At 68.9% G+C, this 23,008-nt stretch carries 17 protein-coding genes and 1 tRNA gene; 7 read left to right on the top strand and 11 right to left on the bottom strand.

Annotation, left to right across the window (positions count from 1 at the left end):
- Nucleotides 1-13 precede the first annotated feature (13 nt).
- The 9 genes from ACZYY4_RS08935 to fdhD form a co-directional block, all read right to left on the bottom strand.
- The gene (locus ACZYY4_RS08935; protein WP_463809674.1) at nucleotides 14-1,468 is read right to left on the bottom strand and encodes a PPE domain-containing protein; all 1,455 of its coding nucleotides are present in this window, start codon (nucleotides 1,466-1,468) and stop codon (nucleotides 14-16) included.
- A gap of 2 nt (nucleotides 1,469-1,470) precedes the next feature.
- Entirely contained in the window at nucleotides 1,471-1,782 is a 312-nt protein-coding gene (locus ACZYY4_RS08940) for a PE family protein (RefSeq protein ID WP_463809545.1), read from the bottom strand.
- Nucleotides 1,783-1,813: 31 nt separating this feature from the next.
- Entirely contained in the window at nucleotides 1,814-5,791 is a 3,978-nt protein-coding gene (eccCa, locus tag ACZYY4_RS08945) for a type VII secretion protein EccCa (RefSeq protein ID WP_463809547.1), read from the bottom strand.
- Nucleotides 5,788-7,428, bottom strand: a complete 1,641-nt coding sequence (gene eccB, locus ACZYY4_RS08950; protein ID WP_463809549.1) for a type VII secretion protein EccB — start codon at nucleotides 7,426-7,428, stop codon at nucleotides 5,788-5,790. Before eccB ends, eccCa begins: the two co-directional genes overlap by 4 nt.
- Nucleotides 7,425-9,257, bottom strand: coding sequence for a type VII secretion AAA-ATPase EccA (gene eccA / locus ACZYY4_RS08955; protein WP_463809551.1), 1,833 nt, complete (start codon nucleotides 9,255-9,257; stop codon nucleotides 7,425-7,427). The genes eccB and eccA overlap by 4 nt, the downstream gene beginning before the upstream one ends.
- Nucleotides 9,258-9,522: 265 nt before the next feature.
- A complete protein-coding gene (locus tag ACZYY4_RS08960; RefSeq protein WP_463809675.1) occupies nucleotides 9,523-10,422 on the bottom strand; it encodes a class I SAM-dependent methyltransferase in 900 nt (299 codons plus the stop codon).
- A gap of 144 nt (nucleotides 10,423-10,566) precedes the next feature.
- Nucleotides 10,567-10,854 carry a WXG100 family type VII secretion target gene (locus tag ACZYY4_RS08965; RefSeq protein WP_463809543.1) on the bottom strand — a complete coding sequence of 96 codons (288 nt, stop codon included), beginning with the start codon at nucleotides 10,852-10,854 and terminating at the stop codon, nucleotides 10,567-10,569.
- A gap of 14 nt (nucleotides 10,855-10,868) precedes the next feature.
- Nucleotides 10,869-11,162 (bottom strand): type VII secretion protein EsxS, encoded by a 294-nt coding sequence (locus tag ACZYY4_RS08970; RefSeq protein ID WP_329786839.1) that lies wholly within the window; start codon nucleotides 11,160-11,162, stop codon nucleotides 10,869-10,871.
- 246 nt (nucleotides 11,163-11,408) lie between these two features.
- Nucleotides 11,409-12,233 carry a formate dehydrogenase accessory sulfurtransferase FdhD gene (gene fdhD, locus ACZYY4_RS08975; RefSeq protein ID WP_463809553.1) on the bottom strand — a complete coding sequence of 275 codons (825 nt, stop codon included), beginning with the start codon at nucleotides 12,231-12,233 and terminating at the stop codon, nucleotides 11,409-11,411.
- Nucleotides 12,234-12,321: 88 nt separating this feature from the next.
- Here fdhD and fdh point away from each other — a divergent pair, with 88 nt between their 5' ends.
- Genes fdh through nrfD form a run of 3 tightly spaced genes read left to right on the top strand, consistent with a single transcriptional unit; the run spans nucleotide 12,322 to nucleotide 17,545 of the window.
- Nucleotides 12,322-15,528, top strand: coding sequence for a formate dehydrogenase (gene fdh, locus ACZYY4_RS08980; RefSeq protein ID WP_463809555.1), 3,207 nt, complete (start codon nucleotides 12,322-12,324; stop codon nucleotides 15,526-15,528).
- Nucleotides 15,528-16,493 (top strand): 4Fe-4S dicluster domain-containing protein, encoded by a 966-nt coding sequence (locus ACZYY4_RS08985; protein WP_463809557.1) that lies wholly within the window; start codon nucleotides 15,528-15,530, stop codon nucleotides 16,491-16,493. The genes fdh and ACZYY4_RS08985 overlap by 1 nt, the downstream gene beginning before the upstream one ends.
- On the top strand, nucleotides 16,490-17,545 hold the full coding sequence (nrfD, locus tag ACZYY4_RS08990; RefSeq protein WP_463809559.1) for an NrfD/PsrC family molybdoenzyme membrane anchor subunit: 1,056 nt from the start codon (nucleotides 16,490-16,492) through the stop codon (nucleotides 17,543-17,545). The genes ACZYY4_RS08985 and nrfD overlap by 4 nt, the downstream gene beginning before the upstream one ends.
- 40 nt (nucleotides 17,546-17,585) lie before the next feature.
- Here the strand turns inward: nrfD and ACZYY4_RS08995 are convergent, their stop codons facing one another.
- Together ACZYY4_RS08995 and selD are read right to left on the bottom strand one after the other, a co-directional pair.
- Nucleotides 17,586-17,798 (bottom strand): hypervirulence associated TUDOR domain-containing protein, encoded by a 213-nt coding sequence (locus ACZYY4_RS08995; RefSeq protein ID WP_463809561.1) that lies wholly within the window; start codon nucleotides 17,796-17,798, stop codon nucleotides 17,586-17,588.
- Nucleotides 17,795-18,781: a selenide, water dikinase SelD gene (selD, locus tag ACZYY4_RS09000; RefSeq protein ID WP_463809563.1), complete on the bottom strand. Its 987-nt coding sequence runs from the start codon at nucleotides 18,779-18,781 to the stop codon at nucleotides 17,795-17,797. Before selD ends, ACZYY4_RS08995 begins: the two co-directional genes overlap by 4 nt.
- Before the next feature lie 54 nt (nucleotides 18,782-18,835).
- Between selD and ACZYY4_RS09005 the strand changes: the two genes are divergently transcribed.
- From ACZYY4_RS09005 to ACZYY4_RS09020, 4 genes are all read left to right on the top strand, one after another.
- Nucleotides 18,836-18,930 (top strand) — tRNA-Sec (locus tag ACZYY4_RS09005).
- A 16-nt stretch (nucleotides 18,931-18,946) separates the two neighbouring features.
- Nucleotides 18,947-20,245 carry an L-seryl-tRNA(Sec) selenium transferase gene (selA, locus tag ACZYY4_RS09010; protein ID WP_463809565.1) on the top strand — a complete coding sequence of 433 codons (1,299 nt, stop codon included), beginning with the start codon at nucleotides 18,947-18,949 and terminating at the stop codon, nucleotides 20,243-20,245.
- A 13-nt stretch (nucleotides 20,246-20,258) separates the two neighbouring features.
- Nucleotides 20,259-22,046 (top strand): selenocysteine-specific translation elongation factor, encoded by a 1,788-nt coding sequence (gene selB, locus ACZYY4_RS09015; protein ID WP_463809567.1) that lies wholly within the window; start codon nucleotides 20,259-20,261, stop codon nucleotides 22,044-22,046.
- Between the two features lie 406 nt (nucleotides 22,047-22,452).
- On the top strand, nucleotides 22,453-22,986 hold the full coding sequence (locus ACZYY4_RS09020) for a DUF5994 family protein (protein ID WP_463809569.1): 534 nt from the start codon (nucleotides 22,453-22,455) through the stop codon (nucleotides 22,984-22,986).
- Nucleotides 22,987-23,008 lie beyond the last annotated feature (22 nt).

Below are 23,008 nucleotides of genomic sequence, written 5' to 3' on the forward strand. Positions count from 1 at the left end.
GCACTCCTTTCTCTTACTTCGAATCCGCTTCCGACTCCCCAACGGAGTCGGCATGATCGTTCTCACTCCAGCTGTCGGGCAACATCGGCACACTCGGCCCGCCACCGAACCCGTCGCCGGCCAACGTGGCCAACCCGGCCGCCGTCGCGTCGGCGCGCTTGCCCACCGTTCCGGTGAAGCCCAGCGCTCCGGCTCCCCGATCCGAACCGGCCGCAGACGTCCCCGCCGCCGGCTCCTGCCCCGGGCCGTTGGCCGGACCCGCGTCCAGGTCCATGTACTCGTCGGCGTGGTCGTGCAGGACGGCGCGTCGACGCCGTCGCGCCCGCGCCTTGTCGCGTGCCGAACTGCCCACCGCAGCTGCGGCCGCCGGCACCCGCGAGGCCGGCGCCTGCGCCTTGTTTCGTTCGGTCAGGGTCGGGCCCAGCCCGGTGCCGGGATCGGCACCGGCGATCAGGTAACCGAAGCCCATCACCCCGGCAGCCGGCGACGGCGGTGCCACCGCCGATGTGGCCGGTGCCGCCGGCACACCCGTCGCACCGGGCGTGGCGATACCGGAGCTGAAACCGGTCGCCACCACCTTCGGTTGGTCGCCCGACGGACTGACCGCGCCCGGCACCAATTCGGCGACGCCCTCGGGCGCACCCTCCTGGCCCAGGTTGGCCAGATAACTCAGGCCGACACCGAGCACGATCGGCAGCAGGATCGAGGCCCCCAGCATCACGCCCCAGAAGGTGAAGCCGAACGGGATGAAGAATGCCTCGTAGGCGACGAAGAACAGCAGCGGGAACCAGGTGACCAGGGCGCCGGGGCTGCTCATGATCTCCCGGATCACCCCGATCGGGTCGGCCAACAGCCGACCGAGTTGGTTGATCAGATCGGTGAAGAAGTTCGAGCCGCCCGACGCGTCGGCCGCGGGTTGCACGGAGTCTGCCTTGACCACCGGGGGTGCTTGCACCGTGCGCGGTGCCGACGCCAGCGCGACACCGGACACCGCGTGGTAGGTGCTCATGGTGGTGGCCGCCTGGACCCACATCCGGACGTAGTCGGCTTCGTTGAGCGCTATCGGGATCATGTTGAGGCCGAAGAAGTTGGTGGCGACCAACACCCCGTGCGTCATATGGTTGGCGGCCAGCTCGGCCAGCGTCGGCATCGACGCCAGCGCGGAGGCGTAGGCCGAGGCCGCCACCTCGTGTTGCGCGGCCACCCCGGCACTGTCCGCGCTGGCCTTGCCCAGCCACGCCAGGTAGGGCACGTGTGCCGCCAGGTACTGCTCGGCGCTGGGGCCCTGCCAGGCGCCGGTCTGCACCGCACCCAGCAGCGTGGTCAGTTCGTCTGCGACCGAGGCGTACTCGACGCTCAGTTGATTCCACATCCCGGCAGCCGACAACAACGGACCCGGTCCGGGGCCGCTGCTCAGCAATGCTGAATGCACCTCCGGCGGGGAGGCGATCCAGACCGGGGCGGAAATCATCAGCCGCGCGCCCCCAGGAAATACGTCGAAGCGCCCGCGGCGTCACCGGCGGCGTAGTTGGCGCCGGATTCACCGACACCGACTCCGGCGCGACCGAGTTCGGTGGCGCCCTGGGCGGCTACCGCAGCGTGCTCGCTGCCCTGCGCGCTGAAACCGGCGGCGGTCTGCAGCGAGACCGGGTCGGCCGCCGGGGGTATCACCGCGGTGATCAGCGGGGCGGCACTGGCCTGCGCGGCCGCCAGCCTGGCGGTCAATGCCTCGACCGCTGCACTGGCGGCGGCCAGACCTTCCGGAAGCACATTGAGGGTCATGATTGATACTCCTTCCGCATTTCGATGCGCATCAGCGCGTCAGACTCTGGCTGAACAATGGATTGACCAGCTGCAGGTAGGTGGGTTCATCGCTGTCGCCGAGCAGCATCGCCCGGCCGGCCGGCAGCCGACCGAACCGCTGCCCGCGGATCTTGCCGCTGTCGGCCGGGTTGCCCGACAGCATCAGCGTGGTCGCCTGCAGGTCGTTGAGGCGGCGTAGCAGCGGGTTGGTCATCAGCGCGTGCGCCGACCCGGTGGCACGGCCGGTGACGATCACCCGCAGTCCCAGATCACCGGCCTGCGACAGCAGGCCGATCAGGTTGGTCCACGGCCGCTGGCCGGCATACGGCCCGGTCAGCGCCGGGGAATCCGGGATGGAGTCGACGTCGTCGATGATCAGGTAGTGGGTGTGACCCTGGTAGGTCCACCCGGCGAGGTCCGCGGCCGACAGCCCTGCCGGCGGCCGGCGTGAACCGATCAGCGCCGACAGTCCCAGCATCGCCGGGGTCACCCGGTCGACGTTGGCTGCGTACTCGTTGTCGGCGAACAGCGGTTCGTCGACCAGGTGCAGCCGGCGATCCAGCACGGTGAACGCCACTTGCTCGGCGGTGCTGTTCTCCCGCACGGTGCGGATCAGGTGCCGCAGCAGGGTGGTCTTGCCGGACTTGCTGTCTCCGAGCACCATCAACAGCGGGTTGGCGGTGAAGTCCACCTCCACCGCGGCCAGGTCCTCTTCGCGCTGACCGATGACGATCCGCTCCGGGCCCGGGCACAGTGTCCCGACCTCTTCCGGCGCCAGGTTCGTCGGCAGCAGCCGCACCGGCGGTGCGGCCAGACCCGGGTGGCGGGCGTTGATCTCGGCGATCTGGCCCAAATCCGGTTGCGCGACCAGGAAGTGCTCGGCGGCCATGGTCAGGCCGCGGCCGGGCTGGTTGGCCGGGACGGCCTCGGCCGGCCGGGTCAGTGCCCCGGCCACCCGAACGTTGCTGTCGCGCGGGTCGTGCAGCTTGAGCTCCAGTCGCAGCCCCAGTCCGTCGCGCATCGCCAGCGGCACCTCGAGCCAGCTCGGGGTGGTGACGACCACGTGGATGCCGTACGCCAGGCCGATGTTGACCAGCTCGGTCACCTTGGCCAGCAACGGATTCCGGGTGTTGAACTGGTCAGTGTTGTCCCGGCTGAACGCGTACAGGTTGTCGATGACCAGGAAGACCTCGCCGTACCCGTCGTTGAGCGAGCCGATGCTGCCGTCCCGGAAGGCCTCCCGCTGCTGTCGAGCGGTCAGCAGCTGCTCCAGTTCGCCGAACGTGCGGCGGATCCGCTCGGGCTCCAGCCCGGACGCGACACTGCCGACATGCGCCAGGTCCTCGAGCGTACGGAGTTGCCCGCCGCCGTAGTCGAGGCAGTAGAACGTGACCTCGCGCGGCGAGTGCAGGCTGGCCGCCGACATGATGAAGGTCTGCAGCGCAGTCGTTTTCCCGGACTTGGGCCCGCCGTGGATGAGCATGTTGCCGCTGGCCGAGCGGGCGTCGAACACCAGCGGGTCGCGACGCATGTCGAACGGCTTGTCGATCTCACCCAGCGGCCAGCGCAGCTGCCGCTCGCCGATGCCGGCCCGCGCCAGTGCCGCGTTCAGCGGGATCACCTCGTCCAGCGGAGGCAGCCACAAATGCGGTGCGTGCGGGCCGTAGTTCGCCAGCTGGTCGCCGATCGTCGCGATCAACTTGCGCGGCGGGGCATGTGCGTCGTCGTCAGGCTCGGCCACCACCGCGGTCTCCTGGCCCGAGGCCACCGCACCGGCGGTGAACAGCTTGGGTTCTGGAATCGCATGCATCACAACGGCTCTGGATTGCCGTGGCGGGTCATAGATGCCGTCGACGTAAGTGCTGCGGAACTTGATAGGCGCTGCGCCGGGGGCGGGCACCAGGAAGCCCTCGCCTTTGTGTTCCTTGCCGGATTCGATGTGGTAGGCATCCTCGACCCCGATGATCTGCCGGGAGACGCTGGGGCTGGCCACCTTCAAACCGATCCGGTAGGAGGTGTTCTTGTCGATGTCTTTGATCTTGCCGACGTCGAGGGTCTGCGAGGCGAACAGGATGTGGATCCGAAACGATCGGCCCTTGCGCGCAACGTAATCGAACAGCTCGGCGTACTCCGGGTGGTCGGCGAGCATCAGGGTGAACTCGTCGGCGACGATGAACAGCGTCGGGATCGGGGCAAGGTCGTGGCCCGCCGCGATCGCGGCCTCGTACTCGGTCACCGAGTTGAACGCGCTGCCCTGCACCTGTCGGCCCGCCTCGCGCAGCAACAGCTCACGCCGCGCCACTTCACCGCGCAGGGTGTCGGCGAATCGGTCGGCCAGCGACTTCTTCTCGGCCATGTTCGATATGACCGCGACGACCTGCGGGAAGTGCCGGAAGATGTCCGCGCCGGCCTCACCCTTGAAGTCGGCGTAGATCACGATCAGCCGGTCCGCGGAGTGTGTGGTCAGCAGCGCGAGCAGCATCGCCATCAGCGTCTGCGACTTGCCGGAGCCGGTCATGCCGATCATCAGGCCGTGCGGGCCCATGCCGCCCTCGGCCTCATCCTTGAGGTCGAAGATCAGCGGCTCGCCGGTCGCGGTGACGCCGATCGGCACCCGCAGTTCCTCGTCGCGGTTGCGTGGGGCCCACAGCGCGGGCACGTCCAGGCGGGCGGCGTTGGGAATGCCCAGCAGGGTGGTGAAGGTGGCACCGCGGGTGCCGGCCGACCGCAGCCCGGCATGCGTCGGGTTGGAGTCCCAGCGTGACAGCCGCCGCGCCAGGTGGGCGGCCTCGTCGGCACTCAAAGCGTCGGCTTGATCCACGAAGCGCTGCCAGCCGCCGGTCTGCCAGCGGTCCAGGTGGACGCCATCGTCGGCGCGGTCTCCCCCGGCGATGCGCAGGATCGGGCGCTCGGGGTCGGAATACTGTTCGCGGTTCGGTGCGACGCTGCCGCGCTGCACGATGGTGACCCCGGCACGAGCGGCACCCAGCGATGAAGCGGCCAGGTCGAAGTCCGGGTCGTCGATGATCACCAGCAGGTGCCGCGCGGTCTCGGCCGGACCTCCGGTGAATGCGGGGCGTTCGGCCAACGCCGGAGCCAGCAGCACGGCCAGCTCCTCGGCGCTGCTCGCCAGATAGCGAGCCGGGCCGACGCCGTCGACGGCGCCGGGGATGTCGATGTGCGGCAACCACTTCAGCCAGGACCAGGCCGGGGACTCCAGGTCGGGCGAGGCCAGCGCCACCCCGAGCATGGTCGGGTCGTGCCAGGTGACAGCTTGAGCGACCCACGCCCGCAGGGCGCAGCGCACGTCATCGGCGCCACCGTCGGCATCCGACAACACGGTGACCCGGGACACCTTCGTCAAGTCCAGGCCGACGGGCACATCGCGCACCGTGCGCTGGGTGTCGAGCAGGCTGCGTAATGCGCTGTGCGACACCGGCTCCAGGTCGATCTCGTCGGCGGTGTCGGTGACCCTTACCGCACTGGCCAACGGCACCGCATGCCGCCCGGTGCGCACCACCAGGAAGTCGTCGTCGTGCGGGTCGCGCTCCCACTGCCGGCGCGAGCCGGGAACGGCGGCAAGATCCGACGGGTCGGGATGCGACCATTCCGCGGCGGCCCGCTGCTTGGCGGCAGAACCCCGGATGTTGTCCCGGACCACCGACAGGTAGCGCAGATAGTCGGCCCGCTCGGCGTCGACCTCGACGGTGCGGGCCTTCTTGTCGCCACCGCGATAGATCCCCGCCGCCGCCACCAGCAGGGCGAACGGGAAGAACAACATCACCGGGGAGATCAGCCGCATACCTGTGGCGACCATCGCGATCACCATGCCGACGATGAGGATCACGATCACCACCGGCAGCGCCCGCTGCAGGAACGACGCCGGGATCACCCGCGGCAACTCGGGCGGCGGCTCGATGGTGATGGTGCCCTTGTCGGTGGGCGGTGCCGGCAGCCGGCGGCGAGCCTCGAAGACCAGTCGACTCATCGGGTCTCTCCCCCGTTAGTTGCACCCAGCTCGGCGGTGGCGCGGCGGACGGGGCGTTGATCCGGCGCCAGCCCGTCGTGGGCCAGCAGCGCGTCGGCACGCGACAAACTGGGTCCGGGCGCGAACTGCGACAGCACCGACCACGGGATGGGCAGTGCGGGCTGGCTCAGCCCGAGAGCGGACACGGTGTCGCCGCTGGAACTCTCCCCGCCGTCGGCGCTCTTCTCGGTGTTGACGCCGTAGCGCACCCCGGTGTCGGAGATCCAAAACTGCGGGCCCGCGCCTGCGTTGGCGGCCGGATCGCTGTTGACACTCTGCGCGAAGTAGCCGGTGCCCGGGGTCAGCGCCACCCGGGCGGCCGTTCCGCCGACTCCGGCGCCGACCAGATCCAGGGTGCGGGCACCGTCACGCATCGGCAGCGACGAGCCGGACAGCAGCGTCAGCGAACTGGTGCTGGCCCCGGCGGCTCTGCTCCAGTGCGCGCAGGTGAGTGGGTCGTGCACCGAGTCGGTGAGGCTGACCGGCTGCTCCGGGAAGCGGGAGGTGTCCAGAGCGTCCGACACCGGCAGTCGTGCGATGTCGTCGGCGCCCAGCAGCGGCGGCCGGTCCAGCCCGTGCGAGTCGGTGTTGCGCAGCACCGCGGCGAGCACTCCGGAGATCGGTTGCAGGCCGTCCGGCAGCACCGCGTAGTAGCGCACGGATCCGTCCGAGTTGCCCTCCAGGGAGTGCGCCGACACGACCGCGCCCACCGGGGCGGCCGACGGCAGGTCGAACGGCGGCTTGTCGCCGGCGCCGGGGATCATCGGCGCGGTCAGGGCGGACGCCTCCGGGATCACGTTGAACAGGCCGGTCGAGATCGAACGCGGCGTGGGGACGGCCGAACCCCGCTCACCGAGCCCGAGTGCGGCGGTGATGGCACGGTCGGACAGATCGATCCGGCTGCGTTTGCCACCCCAGAGCAGCCAGGCGCCGGCGCCGTTGTCGGCCAGCACCGCGTGTTGTGCGTCGAGCGCACCGGCCCGCGACCCGCCGTCGCCCAGCGGCCCGGCGATCACCGTCACCCCGGCGTCCGAGCCGGCCACCGAGTCGCACACCGTCCAGTCCGCATCGCGGCTGGTGTTCTGCACCATCCGCTCCGGGGCACCCGGAATGCCGATCAGGTTTCCGCGCGGAATCTTGTCCAGCGCAGCGCTTTTGACACCAGTCGGATTGACCGGTCGTCCGACGATCAGCCGTGCGGAGGTCAGGTTCAGCACCGGGTGCAGCTGTTCGCCGACCCGCACATACAGCGCCGAGGTCGACTTGTCCGCCAGCACCGGGTCGTTGGCGGCCGCGCCGTTGGGCCAGATCAGGGTGAACACGAAGCAGCCACCGGCCACGGTGGCCAGCACCAGCAGACCCATCAGCACCGCCCGCGCCTGCGAGCGCAGCGGTTCCACCAGCATCCGGGTGTCGTGCAGGGCCACGCCCGAGGCGATCCGCCGCATCACGAACCGCCAACCGCTGACCTGGTGTTTGGTGACGAAACCGCGCCGATAGTCGACCCGGTCGGGATTCTCGTTGACCGGGGTGCGGGATGCGAAGGAGCGCCGCTCGCCGTCCGCCAGGTCGGAGCGGTCCTGCTGGGCGGCGCTCACGCGTTCGCCTCCAGTCCCAGGCCACGCAGCAACGGCGCCACCGAGTAACGGACATCTTCGGTCGTGATGGTCATGAGCTCCTCATCGGTGAACACCCCGGTACCGGACTGTTCGGAATGGTCGAGCCGGTACTCGCGCTCTTCCTCGGAGCGTTCGACGAGGTTCCGCACGAACCGGCCGTTGCCGGCGATGTCGAGGCTGCGCCGGTCGATCCCGTTGGCGTCGGGGTGGGAGGCGGCGGCCAGCTGACCGAACAGGGACTGCATCTCCTCGAGCGCGGATTGCTCGAAGCGGCTGTCGCGCTGCTCGGCCATCTTGTAGGCGATCTCGACCAGCTCCGGCGGCTGGTACGACGGGAAGTCGATGCTGCGGGTGAACCGCGACCGCAGACCCTCGTTGGTGTCCAGGAACCGGTCCAGGTCGGCGCGGTAGCCGGCGACGATCACCACCAGGCGGTCGCGGTCGTTCTCCATCCGCGCCAGCAGGGTGTCGATGGCGACCAGGCCGAAGTCGTTCTTGGCGCCGGTGGCCACCAGCGCGTAGGCCTCGTCGAGGAACAGCACGCCGTCCAGTGCGCTGTCGATGACCGCGTTGGTCTTGGCCTCGGTCTCACCGATGTGCTGACCGATCAGGTCGGCGCGGTGCACCTCTTTGATGTTCTCTTTCTTCAGCAGTCCCAGACCGCAGTAGATCTTTGCCACGACGCGGGCGATGGTGGTCTTACCGGTTCCGGGCGGCCCGGCGAACACCAGGTGGTGGGTGCGCTGGCCGACGGCCAGCCCGTGCTGCTTGCGCACCACCTCCATGGCCACCGAGCTCTTGAGCCGCTGCACCTGGTTCTTGACCTCGGACAGGCCGATGAACTCCCCGAGTTCACGTTCGGCCTCGGCCAGCAGTTCGGCCTTGCGCTCGTGGGCCGCCGGGTCGATGAAGTCCTCGGCGCTCGGCTCGGTCTCGGGGTCCCACGGATCGGTCCGCGCCTCGATCCGCGCCGCGGTGGTCGTGACGATCCCGAAGCTGGTGTCCAGCAGGGCGTGTTCGACCTGCTCGTTCTCCGGGTTGGCGGCGTAGAGGTCCTGCAGCACCTCGGCGGCCGTCTCGTCGTCGCCCTGCGCCCGCAGGATCAGTCCCTTGGCCAGCGCCCCGTCCATGGCGGCGACGGCGACCGGCCCGTCCGGCTCCTCCAGGTAAGACAGTGCCGGGGCGTACATGCCCAGCCGGGCCAGGGCGATGCCCAGCGCGATCTTGGCGGCGTGCGTGAACAGCTCGTCGCGGTCGGGATCGTTGACGACCGGGGTCAGCAGCTTGACCATGTCCGACCAGCGCCCGGCGTGGTGGTTCACCGCGATCGCCAGCCAGCGCGCGTCGTTCCAGTCGGGACGCCGCTCGGTGATCTCGGCGACCAGCTCGTTCGCCTCCGCGCAGCGGCCGGCGATCGCCAGTTGTGCGGCGTGGGCCAGGTGGAAGTCGTCGGCTTCGGTAGCGCGCAGTTTCAGGTACAGCCCGGTGTCGTAGTGAAAGCCGAGCGCGCCCTGCTGCAGTTCCAAACGCCGCTGCAGTGCCCCGGCATTGGCGGCGGTCTGCGAGACGGCGGCCAAGACCCGCGGCGACTGGTCGCCGGCGGCGGCCAGGCCGGTCCAGGCGTCGCACTGCTCGTGCGCGACGCGGGTCAGTGCGGCGAACCCGGTGCGGGCGGCAGCGAGGTCGGCGGGCCGTTGCCGCTGGTAAACCGTGATACCCAGGGCACGGCAGCAGGTGGCGAACCGACTGAGAGTCTCCTCGTCGACGCGAGGTTGCGGTGCCAACAGAGCCGCGTCACCGTTGTTCATGCGTGGCTCGCCCCTTCACCAATTTTCCCCAAGCTGACTCGGCTGAAGTTAGCATTGCATAAGCTAACTGTCGAGGTCGGTCCAGACGATCGTCGAGTGGTCTGCATCACCGCGTCGCACCCTCCGTCGGCAGGTAGACCGGCACGGAAGCGCCCACGGCGTCCCAACCCATTACCCCGCTCCTTATTGAAAATCATTTTCGATTACTGGCACGTTACCGCATCCGGGGGTTCGTTGACGAGGACCCCCGGCGTGATGACTGCCCTTATCCTTTGACCGCCCGGACCAGCGAGTTCCGGGCGATCATCGGTCCCGCCTCGGTGTCCGGACCCGGGACGGGGCGGCCCAACTCGCGCAGGTAGTCCGCCAACGGCGTCGCGACTGCGTTCCAGCCCCGTTCCCCGAACCACTGATCGGCCGGCGCGCAGCGCTCGTTGTAGACCAGCCGATGGAAGATGCGGCTGTCGTCACCGGCCGCGACTTCGGCCTGGACCGCGGCTTCGAACGCCTCGGCCGGCATCGGGGCGCCGTCCTCAACCGCCACGTAACTGCCGGGAGCGGCCAGGCTGTCAATACCGGTGAACAGCTGATCCTGCGCGTCGGCCGGAAGGTAAATCAGCACTCCCTCGGCGATCCACGCCGACGGCAGGGCCGGGTCGAACCCACTGTTGCGGAGCGCCGCAGGCCAGTCCTCGCGCAGGTCGACGGCAATCTCGCGCCGCTCCGCGCCTGCGCGGATACCGCGCTGCGAGAGCACGTAACTCTTGTAAGCGAGCACCTGGGGCTGGTCCAGCTCGAAGATCGTCGTCCCGTCCGGCCAGGACAGCCGGTAGGCGCGCGAGTCCAACCCGGCCGCCAGAATCACCACCTGGCGTACCCCGGCCTCGGCGACGCTACGGAAGTAGTCGTCGAAGTAGCGGGTGCGCGCACCCTGGAAGTTGACGAAGTGCTCTCCGAAATCGCTGCTCAACAGCTGATGGTCCGGGCGTTTGCCCTCGACCAGGGCTTGCCAGTCCCCGCCGGCCGCCCGGCAGAACAACTCGGCGTACTGATCGACCGCCAACGGTTCGGGTTTGCGGGCCTCCAGGGCCCTCGCGGTGGCCACGAACAAGGCGGTCGAACCGACACTTGTGGTGATGTCCCAGCTGTCACCGTCACTACGCATTACAGGCATTCCAGTGACCCTACTCCGGGGTAATCAGCATGGAATCCCTGATGGACCGGGCCATGCTGCGCTGTAACCGTCGCGCGCCCGGGCCCATTCGTCGCGCTCCACGCTCGGCCGTGGCCGGCCGAGCTCGTCGCGCTGCTAGCCCCACTTGGCGGCTTCGGCGGTGTCGCGAGCGTTCATCATCAACGTGTTGGTCTCATGGGTCATCGCCATCGCGTGATACGCGCGAACCAACTCCTCCATCGCCTGATTCCACTGCACCTGCCACGCCTGATACGTCATACCCGTATCGCCCTGCCACGCCGCCGACAACGCCGCCTGCTCACTGGCGATATCCGCACCCACCGCCTGCAACGTGCCCGCATACCCATTCATCTCCCCGGCATGGGCCAACATCGCCGGGTAGTTGTACATAATCTGCGACATCAGACAAACCCTCCCTAAACCCCGGTGTAACCAGAAGCAGCAGCAGCATCGGCAGCCACATACGTGCTACCCGCATCCGCCAAATTCACCTGCGCCATATCCAGCAACGCATTCACCCGCGCCGCCAACGCCACAAACCGCGCATGCGACCCCTGAAACGCCGCCGCCGCCTCACCAACATGAAACGCCTGCGCCGACAACGCCGCCTGCTCCGCCTGCGCCATCGTCGACCGCATCAACGCCGCCTTCGCCCCAAACGCCGACTCCGAGGCCACCAACTGCGGAATATGGGCATCCAACATACTCATCGCCGCACTCCTTTCTCCACTACCGGTTAGTCGCAAACCACACCGGTCCGGTTCCCGGGCGCGACCAGTCGCTGCTCGTGCCGTCGCAGAGCCGCCACGGCACTGGAACGACGGTACGCCCCGGGGAGTCGGTCAGGTCAATACCTGAGGATCGATTGTCCGGTATTTAACAGGATCTACGAGTCAACCAAGTAGTTCTGATCCGCGATTGCGGAAAAGTATGCGGGTCCGCCGGCAATGCCGGGGTCAGCCGATGATGCGATCGGCCCGGCTGTAGACGTTCATCGAGTCGCCCCGCAGGAAAGCCACCAGCGTCAGACCGGATTCGGTTGCCAGGTCTACGGCCAGCGACGACGGTGCGGACAGCGCCGCCAGGACCGGAATGCCGGCCATGACCGCCTTCTGGGTCAGCTCGAACGACGCCCGACCACTGACCAGCAACACCGTCCCGGCCAGCGGCACCCGGCCGTGTTCGAGCGCCCACCCGATCACCTTGTCGACGGCGTTATGCCGGCCGATGTCCTCACGAACCACCCGCATGGCACCACCGTCACCGAAGTCGAACAGCGCCGCGGCATGCAAACCGCCGGTGCTGGCGAAGACGTCCTGTGCCGCCCGCAACTGATCCGGCATCGCGGTCAGTGCCGCCGCGGTGACGCGGACCGGGTCATCGCCCGGACCGTACCGGCTGGCCGTTCGCACCGCTTCCAGCGAGGCCTTGCCACAGATACCGCACGACGAGGTCGTGTAGAAGTTGCGGGTGATGTCCACGGCGGGCGGCGGAACGTCCGGCGCCAGCGTCACATCCAGCACGTTGTAGGTATTTGTTCCGTCCGGGTGGGCGCAGTAGCGCGCGGCCAGCACGTCTTCACGCCCGGCGATGATCCCTTCGGTGAGCAAAAAGCCCTGCGCCAGCTCGATATCCGATCCGGGCGTACGCATCGTGACCGTGAGCGGAACACCGCCCAGCCGGATCTCGAGCGGTTCCTCGACCGCCAACGTCTCGGGCCGCTGGGTCGCGTCACCGGCGGCAAGGTGGCTGACCCTCCGACGCTGCGTTATCCGACTCATCGCTCCATCATCCCGGGTCTGATTCAAGACCGCGCCGGTTGCCCCGGAACGGCACGTCGCCCGAGTACAGCAGGACTACGCTGCGAGGATGGTTCAGCGAAAATTCCTGGAGTGGCCGGTAATCCGGCAACTGCGCACCGGCGACGTGTTCGGCCGTGGGCCGGCCGTCACCTCCGAGGCCACCCGCGCCATCACGCCGCGCACCGCGACCGCCGACCGAGTGGTGCAAAGCGTCTGCCCGTATTGCGCGGTCGGCTGCGGCCAACGCGTCTACGTCAAGGACGAGAAGGTGGTGGGCATCGAGGGGGATCCGGACTCGCCGATCTCCCGAGGCCGGCTATGCCCGAAGGGGGCGGCGAGCGAGCAGCTGGTCAATTCCCCCGGCCGGCAGATCACCGTGCTCTACCGGGCGCCGCGCGCCACCGACTGGCAACCGCTGGAACTGGACACCGCGATCGACATGGTGGCCGAGCGGTTCATCGCCTCGCGCCGCAATACCTGGCAGGACCATGACGCCGACGGCCGGCCGCTGCGACGCACCATGGGCATCGCCTCGCTGGGCGGCGCCACGCTGGACAACGAAGAGAATTACGTCATCAAGAAGCTCTTCACCGCCGCCGGCGCGATACAGATCGACAACCAAGCTCGTATTTGACACTCCGCCACGGTTCCCGGTCTGGGAGCCTCCTTCGGTCGCGGTGGCGCGACGCAAACCCTGCAAGACATGGCGAATGCCGACTGCATCGTCATCCAGGGCTCCAACATGGCCGAGTGCCACCCGGTGGGTTTCCAGTGGGTGGAGGAGGCCCGGGCCCGCGGTGCGGTGGTGGTCCACGTCGACCCGCGGTTCACCCGCACGTCGGCGGTGTGCGACAAGCACATTCCGATCCGGGCCGGCTCCGACGTGGTGCTGCTGGGTGCGCTGATCAACCATGTGCTCACCCACGATCTGTGGTTCCGTGAGTATGTGCTGGCCTACACCAACGCCGCGACGCTGGTGAGCGAGGACTTCCGCGACACCGAGGACCTGGACGGGCTGTTCTCCGGATTCGATCCGCAGACCCGGCAGTACGACCCGTCGAGTTGGGCGTATCAAAGCCGAGACGACGCCGCGGACGACACCGGCTCCCCCGGCGGTGCCGGGGTGCAGCGCGACGAAACGCTGCAGCACCCGAGCACGGTTTTCCAGATCCTCAAGCGGCACTACGCGCGCTACACGCCTGCGATGGTGCGCGACGTCTGCGGCATCAACACCGAGATGTTCGACTACCTGGCACGCGCGGTCACGGCCAACTCGGGACGCGAACGCACCACGTGCTTCGCCTACGCGGTGGGCTGGACGCAGCACACCCTTGGCGCCCAGTACATCCGCACCGCCGCGATCCTGCAGTTGCTGCTGGGCAACGTGGGCCGGCCGGGCGGCGGGATCATGGCGCTGCGCGGGCACGCCAGCATTCAGGGCTCCACCGATATCCCGACGCTCTACGACATGCTCCCCGGCTATCTGCCGATGCCCAAGGCCGGGCGGGACGACACCATCGGTGCGTACCTGGACCGAGTCGGGTCGAAGAGCCAGAAGGGCTTCTGGGCCAACGCCGACGCATATCTGGTCAGCCTGCTCAAGGCGTGGTGGGGAGACGCCGCGACCGCCGACAACGACTGGGCTTATCACTACCTGCCCCGGTTGACCGGAGCACACGGCACCTACCAGGCCGTGACCGGAATGCTGGCCGACGAAGTGGAGGGCTATTTCCTGCTCGGCCAGAATCCGGCGGTCGGTTCGGCGAACGGCCGTCAACAACGGATGGGCATGTCGCACCTGAAGTGGTTGGTGGTGCGGGACCTGAACCTGATCGAATCGGCCACCTGGTGGAAGGACGGCCCCGAGATCGCCTCGGGCGAACTGCGCACCGCCGACATCGAGACCGAGGTGTTCTTCCTGCCGGCGGCCAGCCACGTCGAGAAGGCCGGGACGTTCACCCAGACCCAGCGGCTGCTGCAATGGCGCCATCAGGCCGTCTCCCCGCCGGGGGACTGCATCAGCGAACTGGAGTTCTTCGTCAAGCTGGGCAACCGAATCCGCGAAAAGCTCGCCGGGTCGACCGATCCACGGGACCGGCCATTGCTGGATCTGGTCTGGGACTACCCGGTCGACGAGCACGGCGACCCGGATCCGGAGTTCGTGCTGGCCGAGATCAACGGGCATCAGGTGACCGGCCCGAACAGCGGGGAGCCGGTATCCGGATTCGCCGAACTGCGCGCCGACGGCTCCACCTCGTCGGGCTGTTGGATCTACTCCGGCGTGTACGCCGAGGGGGTCAACCGGGCTGCCCGGCGGGCGCCCCAGGGCGGACCGAGCCCGAACCAGTCGCAGTGGGGCTGGGCGTGGCCGGCCGATCGGCGGATCCTGTACAACCGCGCCTCGGCCGACCCGGACGGTGCGCCGTGGAGTGAACGCAAACGCTACGTCTGGTGGGATGCGACGGCCGGCCGTTGGGTGGGCGATGACGTGCCCGACTTCGTGATCGACCGCGCCCCGGGCGCTCGACCGGATCCAGCTTTGGGCGGCCCGGACGCGTTGGCCGGCGACGACCCGTTCGTGATGCAGCCCGACGGCAAGGGGTGGTTGTTCGCACCCAAGGGCGTGGTGGACGGGCCGCTGCCGACCCACTACGAGCCGCAGGAGTCGCCGGTCGCCAACGCACTGCATGCCCAGCAGCGCAACCCGTCCCGAATCACGTTCCCGCGCAAAGACAATCTGTCGGCTCCCAGTGCGGGAGAGCCGGGTGCCGATGTCTATCCCTACGTGTTCACCACCTACCGACTCACCGAGCATCACACCGCCGGCGGAATGAGTCGCTGGCTGCCGTATCTGGCCGAACTGCAGCCGGAGATGTTCTGCGAGGTCTCCCCCGCCCTGGCCGCCGAGCGCGGTCTGGAGAATTTCGGCTGGGCCACCATCATTTCGCCGCGGGCGGCGATCGAGGCGCGGGTGCTGGTGACCGACCGGATGACGCCGCTGATCGTGGGCGGGCACACGGTGCACCAGATCGGGCTGCCGTATCACTGGGGAGTCGGCGGCGACGCGGTGGTGAGCGGAGACGCCGCCAACGATCTGCTCGGGGTGACCTTGGACCCCAACGTGCAGATCCAGGAATCCAAGGCCGGTTCATGCGACATCCAGCCGGGCCGGCGGCCACACGGCGAGGCACTGCTGCGTCTGGTCGCTGAGTACCAAAGCCGTTCCGGCGCAACACCGGAGACCGGCAACACCGACCAGGAAAGACGGGACTGATGGGCCAACTGTCCGGACCGACCGACCCCGCCGCCGACGCCCGATGGTCGCCGCAACAACCGCGTAAGGGATTCCTCACCGACACCTCGATCTGCATCGGGTGCAAGGCCTGCGAGGTGGCCTGCAAGGAGTGGAACCACAACCCTGCCGACGGCGGACTGGAGTTGCTCGGGTCGTCGTATGACAACACCGGCGCGCTGGGCGCCAACGCCTGGCGGCATGTGGCGTTCATCGAGCAGGGCGCCGATGCCATCGCGGAGGCACGTGAGTCGGGGCGGCAGCTGATCAGCCTGGGTATGCCGAAAATGCCTGGCGCAGCAGCGGATGTCGCGCCGCCGGATACCGATCAGTTCCGCTGGCTGATGTCCTCGGATGTCTGCAAGCACTGCACGCATGCCGGATGTCTGGATGTCTGCCCGACGGGTTCGCTGTTCCGCACCGAGTTCGGCACGGTGGTGGTGCAGGACGACATCTGCAACGGCTGTGGCAACTGTGTGCCGGCGTGCCCGTTCGGGGTGATCGAACGCCGCACCGACGGCACCGCGGCGCCGAAGTCGGCCCGCGGGGCCGCGCCCGGGGTACCCAACACGGGAATCGCCCAGAAGTGCACCATGTGCTACGACCGACTGGTCGACGGCGAGACCCCGGCGTGCGCCAAGACCTGCCCGACCGAATCGATCAAGTTCGGCGACCACGACGATCTCGTCGCCGAAGCTCGCGAGCGGGTGGCCCGACTGCACGCGCAGGGCCGCACCGAAGCCCGGCTCTACGGCGCCAATGAGCATGACGGGGTCGGCGGTACCGGTTCGGTCTTCCTGTTACTCGATGAGCCGGAGGTATACGGCCTGCCACCGGACCCACGGGTGGGAACCGCGGACCTGCCCGCGATGTTCAAGCGGTCGGCACTGGCCGCCGCGGGGATGTTGGCCGCCGCCGCGGTCGCGTTTTTAGGCGGACGGTCATGAGCGTGATGCCGAACGTTCCCCGTCGTGGCGGCGGTAAGCGACGTCGACGGGGCGGCGGTGACGGCGGCCGCGAGATGCCGATGGTTCCCGATGTTGCGTTCACCTCCTACTACGGGCGACCGGTAGTCAAGCCCGCACCGTGGTCGCACGAGATCGCCGCCTATCTGTTCCTCGGCGGGGTCGCAGGTGGGTCCGGGCTGCTGGCTGCCGGTGCCCAGCTCACCGGCCGAGAAGTGTTGCGGCGCAACTCGCGGCTGGCGGCGCTGGGGGCGGTCGTGTTGAGCATGGCGGCCCTGATCAGCGACCTCGGACGCCCGGAACGCTTCGTCAACATGCTGCGCACCATCAAACTGACCTCCCCGATGAGCCTGGGCTCGTGGATCCTGTCGGCGTTCGGCGCGGGCTCCGCGGTGGCCGCGGCCGCCGAGGTCGATCGCATGACCGGTGAGCGGCTACCCCTGGGCCCATTGCGCGGCGTGCTGCGCGCGGCCGAAGGGCCGGCCGGGCTGGAGGCCGCGCTGTTCGCGGCGCCGCTGGCCGTCTACACCGCGGTGCTGCTGGGCGACACCGCCACCCCGACCTGGCACGGCGCGCACCGCGACCTGCCGTTCGTGTTCGTCAGCTCGGCGAGCCTGGCTTCCGGAGGGCTGGCGATGCTGACCACGCCGGTGGCCGAGGCCGGGCCGGCGCGACGCCTGGCGGTGCTCGGCGTGCTCGGTGACGTGATCGCCACCCGGGCCATGGCGCTCCGGATGGACCCGATCGCCGCCGAACCGCTGCATCAGGGCCGGGCCGGGGCGATGCTGCGGGCCAGTGAACGGTTGGCGATCGCCGGCGGCATCGGAACGCTGCTGGGCGGGCGGCACCGCGGGGTGGCGGCATTGTCTGGGCTGGCGCTGCTGGGAGCGTCTGCGCTGACCAGGTTCGGGGTATTCGAGGCCGGCATCGAATCGGCGAAGGACCCGCGCTACACCATCGAGCCGCAGAAGCGCCGGCTGGCGGCGCGACGGGCGGCCGGGTTCACCGGAGATTCGATCACCACGGCGGGGTGAGCGAGCCGGACGCATCGGCATCATCGCCCACACCGCGACGTCAGTTCTTCAGCTTCTCCAGCGCCGACCCTTTGTGCATCGCGATGTGATCGGTTTTGTCGCTTTTGATCTCGTACTGCGGATCATCGGGCGTGCAATGCCGGTGGTGCCCCTTGTAATCGGTGTCTTGGGTGTGGACCTTGGTGATCCGCCCGCTGACGTGCCCGGCTTCGGAGTTCCACCGCACGTGGTCGCCGACCTTGAACTCGCTCATCGCACCTCGATTCCGCTTCCCACCACCGTATGCCCGATCACCGGGTGACCGGGCAGCTCTCCGACCACCAGCAGGCCCCCGGAGGTCTGCGCGTCGGCCAGCAGCAGCAGATCGTCCTCGCTGACGCCGGAACCGGGACGCAGGTGCGGGCGCACCCAGTCCAGGTTGCGCCGGCTCCCGCCGGAGACGAAACCGTCGCGCAACGCCTCCCGCGCGCCGTCGATCACCGGGACCGCGGCACGGTCGATCACCGCGCCGACACCTGAGGCGCGGCACATCTTGTAGAGGTGGCCGAGCAGACCGAAGCCGGTGACGTCGGTGGCCGCCCGGATACCCACCGTGACCGCAGCGTGCGCTGCGTCGCGATTGAGCCGGGTCATCAGCTCGACGGCGTGCTCGGAGACCTCTCCGGTGCGTTTGTGCCGATTGTTGAGCAGTCCGACTCCGATCGGTTTTGTCAGCGTGAGCGGCAGCCCCGCTGCGGCGGCGTCGTTGCGCAGCAGCCGATTCGGATCGGCGACCCCGGTGACAGCCATGCCGTACTTGGGTTCCGGGTCGTCGATGGAGTGCCCGCCTATCACCGGGCAGCCGGCCTCCGCGGCCACCGCCAGCCCGCCGCGCAACACCTCGGTCATCAGCTCCATGGGAAGCTCCTCCCGCGGCCAGCCGACCAGGTTGATCGCGATCACCGGCGTCCCGCCCATGGCGTAGATATCCGAGAGCGCGTTGGCGGCGGCGATCCGTCCCCAGTCGTAGGCATCGTCGACGACCGGGGTGAAGAAGTCAGCCGTCGAAAGCACCGCGAGATCGTCCCGCACCAGCACGGCCGCCGCGTCGTCGCCGTCTTCCAGCCCGACCAGCACGTGGTCGTACGCCTGCCCGGTCAGGCCGCGCACTGCATCCTCCAGTTCCCCCGGCGGAATCTTGCAGGCGCAGCCACCACCGTGTGCGTACTCGGTCAGGCGGATGCCATCTGGGTTCATCGGTCCAGGCTAATCACAGCAACTGGGGAAGACCGTCCGGCTAGTTTGTTCTGCGGAGGCGTTTGGGTCCTGGTGGGCTCCCCGGTCTTCAAAACCGGTGAGGCCGAGCAACTCGGCCTGGCGGGTTCGATTCCCGTCCGCCTCCGCCACCCGACAGGAGGCGTAGTGAGCCAGATCGACCCGCGTCGCGCCATTCCGCGCACCGACGCACTGCTGGCGTTGCCGGCTGTGCGCGAGGCACGCGGCCGGCTCGGCGAGCACGTCGTACGCACGCTGGTGCGCGATGCCCAGGACCGGGCGAGGCGGGGTGAGCTGAAACCGCACCAGGTAGAAGATACTGTGCTGGAGCGTCTTTCAGGTCAAGTCGGGACTACGCTGCGGCCGGTGCTCAACGCCACCGGGGTGGTGGTGCACACCAATCTCGGTCGCGCGCCGCTGTCGGCGGCGGCGGTCGATGCGCTGGTGGCAGCCGCCGGCTACGTCGATGTCGAACTGGATCTGGACACCGGTGCCCGTTCCAAACGCGGTGTCGCCACCCGCGCCGCGCTGCTGGCCGCCTGTCCGGCCGCCGAGGACGCACTGGTGGTCAACAACGGGGCCGCGGCCCTGGTGCTGGCGACCACCGCGCTGGCCGCCGGAAAAGAAGTAATCGTCAGCCGCGGGGAGCTGATCGAGATCGGCGCCGGGTTCCGGCTGCCGGACCTGATCGCCTCGACCGGCGCGGTGCTGCGCGAGGTCGGCACCACCAACCGCACCCACCTGCGCGACTACGCCGAAGCCCTCGGACCCCGTACCGGCTGCATCCTCAAGGTGCATCCCAGCAACTTCGCCGTGCACGGGTTCACCGCCGCCGTCGGCCTGCGCGAGTTGCGGGCGCTGGCCGACGAGCACGGTGTGGCCTTGCTGGCCGACCTGGGCAGCGGACTGCTCGCTCCCGACGCGCTGCTGCCCGATGAACCGGACGCGGCCACCGCCCTGGCCGGCGGCGCCGACGTGGTGACCGCCAGCGGCGACAAACTGCTCGGCGGGCCGCAGGCCGGCCTGATCCTGGGGCGCAGTGAGATCGTCTCTCGATTGGCTCGGCACCCGTTGGCCCGCGCCGTCCGGGCCGACAAGCTGGCGCTGGCGGCGCTGGAGGCCACTGTCGCGGGCGGAGTGCCGCCGGTGACCGTGGCGCTGCACGCCGATGCCGAGTCGCTGCGATACCGTGCCGAAGTACTGGCGAAAGCTGTTGGTGCCGAAGTTGTTCCGCATGACGGAAGGGTGGGCGGCGGCGGCGCGCCCGGGGTTCCGCTGCCCGGCTGGGCGGTGCGCCTGCCCGAAGCGGCCGCTGTCCGGCTGCGCACTGGCGACCCCGCCGTGCTGCCCCGGGTGCACGACGGCGCTTGCCTGCTCGACTTGCGTTGCGTCCCCGAGGCCGCCGACGAGCGGTTACTGGCCGCCGTGCGCGCAGCACTGGACTGACCGTGATCTGGCCATGTTTGTTGTAGCCACCGCCGGCCACGTCGACCACGGCAAATCCACCCTGGTGCAGGCGCTGACCGGAATGGAGCCCGACCGGTGGGCCGAGGAGCGCCGCCGCGGACTCACCATCGACCTGGGGTTCGCCTGGACCACGCTTCCCTCGGGGGCGCCGGTGGCGTTCGTGGACGTGCCCGGACACGAGCGATTCCTGACCAACACCCTGGCCGGGCTGGGTCCGGCACCGACGGTGTGCTTCATAGTCGCCGCCGACGAGGGCTGGCAGGCGCAGTCCTCCGATCACCGCGACGCCGTTGCCGCCCTGGGTATTTCGCACGGACTAGTGGTGCTGACCCGCACCGACCGGGCGACGCCGTCCCGGATCGCCGAGGTGCTCGACCATACCCGCACCGAACTCGCCGACACCGGCCTTCATGACGCGCCCGCGGTGCCAGTGTCGGTGGTCGACGGGACCGGCCTGGACGAACTGCGCGCCACCCTTGACGAGGTGCTGACCCGACTCTCCACTCCTTGCTCGAGCGGACGGGTCCGGTTGTGGGTGGACCGCTCGTTCACCATCACCGGCGCCGGCACCGTACTGACCGGCACCCTGACGGCGGGCACGCTGGGGCGCGGCGACCGGCTGGCCGTGCTGAGCGGCGGGCAGGCGCGTGAGGTGACCGTTCGCGGGCTGCAGAGTTGCGGCCAAGCCTGCACTACGGTGACGCCGACGGCGCGGGTGGCGGTCAACCTGCGGGGGGTGTCTGCCGAGGATGTGCACCGCGGGGACGCTCTGGTCAGCCTCGATGCGTGGCCGAACATAGACGTTGTCGATGTGCGCCGAACCACCGGTGTGCCGCTCAGCGAGTTGCCTGGGCAACTGGTGGTGCACGTCGGGTCCGCGTCGGCGCCCGCCCGCTTGCGTCCGTTCGACGACGATCACGCCCGCGTCACGCTGGAACATCCGCTGCCGCTGGTGCTTTCGGATCGACTTGTGTTGCGGGACCCGGGAGGGCGGCGGGTGCTGGCAGGAGTCCGGGTGCTCGACCCCGACCCTGCGGCGCTGCGGCGCCGCGGCGACGGCGCCCGGCGCGCGGCAGCGCTGGCCGGGTGGAAGTCCGTCGGTGATCCGGTGGCCCAGGTAGCCCGCCGGGGCGCGATGCCCGAGCGGCGACTGCAGATGCTCGGCTACGACTGCACGGCCAGGCCCGCCGACGTGCGGGTGGTCCGCGACTGGTGGGTGCATGCTGCGACCTACCGAGACTGGCTGGAGCGCCTGCGTACCGAGATGCAGCAGCTGCACGAGCGAAACCCCTTGGCCGCCGGCCTGTCCGGAGGCGCGGCTGCCGACCTGCTGGCGCTGCCCGATCCGGGGTTGCTCGCCGACGTGGTGCGCGACGCCGGGCTGGAGCAGCGAGACGGCCTGATCCGGGTACCCGGTACGCTCACCGATCTCGGCCCGGCCGACGCCGCGGTTGCCGAGTTGGAATCCCGCCTCACCGAGGAGCCGTTCCATGCGCCGGAGGCCGACGACCTGGCCGCCCTGCGTCTGGGAATCCGCGAGTTGGCCGCGGCCGAACGAGCCGGCCGGCTACTTCGGCTGACCGAATCCGTGGTGCTGCTCCCGAGCGCGCCCGCGCTGGCGATGCGGGCATTGGTCGGGCTCCCCCAGCCTTTCACTGCCACTCAGGCCAAACAGGCGCTGCACACCACCCGCCGGGTGGCGATCCCGCTACTGGAGTGCCTCGACGCCCGCGGCTGGACGCGGCGGATCGATGCGGTCCAGCGGGAAGTGGTGCGCTAAGAAACCCGTGCGACTCTGTGGTTCGCTCGGCATAGCCGATCAGCGCCGGCCCGTCGGCGCACATTCGCGAAGCGGCCGTTGATTTCGGACGTGAAGCCGCCCTGGGTGTACCGTAAAGGGAAGCCGTTTCACTTTCGCGGCGACCCTCAACCTCCACGCACTAGGAAAAACATCGGCGTGCGAGTCGATCCACGTGACTCAATCGGCATCTGTCCACCACGTTGGACGGGCCACCCCTGCTAATCCGTAAAGGATATACCGCAATGGACTTCGCTAATTTGTTTTCGCATCCCGACAAGCCGGAGTTCGTCGTTCCGCCCTCGACACGGACAACTGAGAAGCCGGCCCTTTCCGACCTGCCTGCGGCGGAGTCTCCGTTCACTATTCCGTCGCCACCGGCGTCGACATGACCGGGCCGCGCCGCTCGGCGCGACCTGTTCGAATCGCCCTGGCGCCCCGTCTGGGCGCGGATATCGACGGAGCCTGGTGGCCGCAGACCGCCTCCATGGTGGGTGAACTACCCGGTCTCATCGCAGCATTGCAGCAACGGCTGGGCGAGATCACGAATATCAGTATCAACTGGTCCGTCACCGACGGATCGCCGGATTTGGACTCGATGACGACGGCCAGTATGTCGCGACCCGGCTGGCGCGACAGAAGCCAACGTCTGATGGTCGTTACCGGCCGACTCGCCTGCGCAAGACTATTGGTTGTTCCCCACTTGACGACGGCAGGCCTTGGCTTGATGCTGCTGCGCCGAGCGGCCGGAATACCCATTCCCCTCGCACAGCAAGAAGCTCCGGATTCGAATACCGCCGAATACATCGTCCGCGCAGCACGGACACAGAGCGCATCGTGGGCCAGTCGAACCGACGCCCAGGTCAGCGAAAGTCAGTCGGCGCCAGGTGTGCACAGCGCACACCCGGCGCCGACCGGGTAGGACCAGGGCTGGTCTGCAGCGC

The sequence above is a fragment of the Mycobacterium sp. IDUB_21 genome (assembly GCF_055419425.1).

Coding starts and splice junctions, on each gene's coding strand:
- ACZYY4_RS09020 (WP_463809569.1), top strand. CDS start 22,453: ATGACCGGGCCGCGCCGCTCGGCGCGACCTGTTCGAATCGCCCTGGCG.
- ACZYY4_RS08985 (WP_463809557.1), top strand. CDS start 15,528: ATGGGCCAACTGTCCGGACCGACCGACCCCGCCGCCGACGCCCGATGG.
- fdhD (WP_463809553.1), bottom strand. CDS start 12,233: ATGAGTCGGATAACGCAGCGTCGGAGGGTCAGCCACCTTGCCGCCGGT.
- selD (WP_463809563.1), bottom strand. CDS start 18,781: ATGAACCCAGATGGCATCCGCCTGACCGAGTACGCACACGGTGGTGGC.
- eccCa (WP_463809547.1), bottom strand. CDS start 5,791: ATGAGTCGACTGGTCTTCGAGGCTCGCCGCCGGCTGCCGGCACCGCCC.
- ACZYY4_RS08970 (WP_329786839.1), bottom strand. CDS start 11,162: ATGAGTATGTTGGATGCCCATATTCCGCAGTTGGTGGCCTCGGAGTCG.
- ACZYY4_RS08995 (WP_463809561.1), bottom strand. CDS start 17,798: ATGAGCGAGTTCAAGGTCGGCGACCACGTGCGGTGGAACTCCGAAGCC.
- nrfD (WP_463809559.1), top strand. CDS start 16,490: ATGAGCGTGATGCCGAACGTTCCCCGTCGTGGCGGCGGTAAGCGACGT.
- eccA (WP_463809551.1), bottom strand. CDS start 9,257: ATGAACAACGGTGACGCGGCTCTGTTGGCACCGCAACCTCGCGTCGAC.
- ACZYY4_RS08960 (WP_463809675.1), bottom strand. CDS start 10,422: ATGCGTAGTGACGGTGACAGCTGGGACATCACCACAAGTGTCGGTTCG.
- ACZYY4_RS08940 (WP_463809545.1), bottom strand. CDS start 1,782: ATGACCCTCAATGTGCTTCCGGAAGGTCTGGCCGCCGCCAGTGCAGCG.
- selB (WP_463809567.1), top strand. CDS start 20,259: ATGTTTGTTGTAGCCACCGCCGGCCACGTCGACCACGGCAAATCCACC.
- ACZYY4_RS08965 (WP_463809543.1), bottom strand. CDS start 10,854: ATGTCGCAGATTATGTACAACTACCCGGCGATGTTGGCCCATGCCGGG.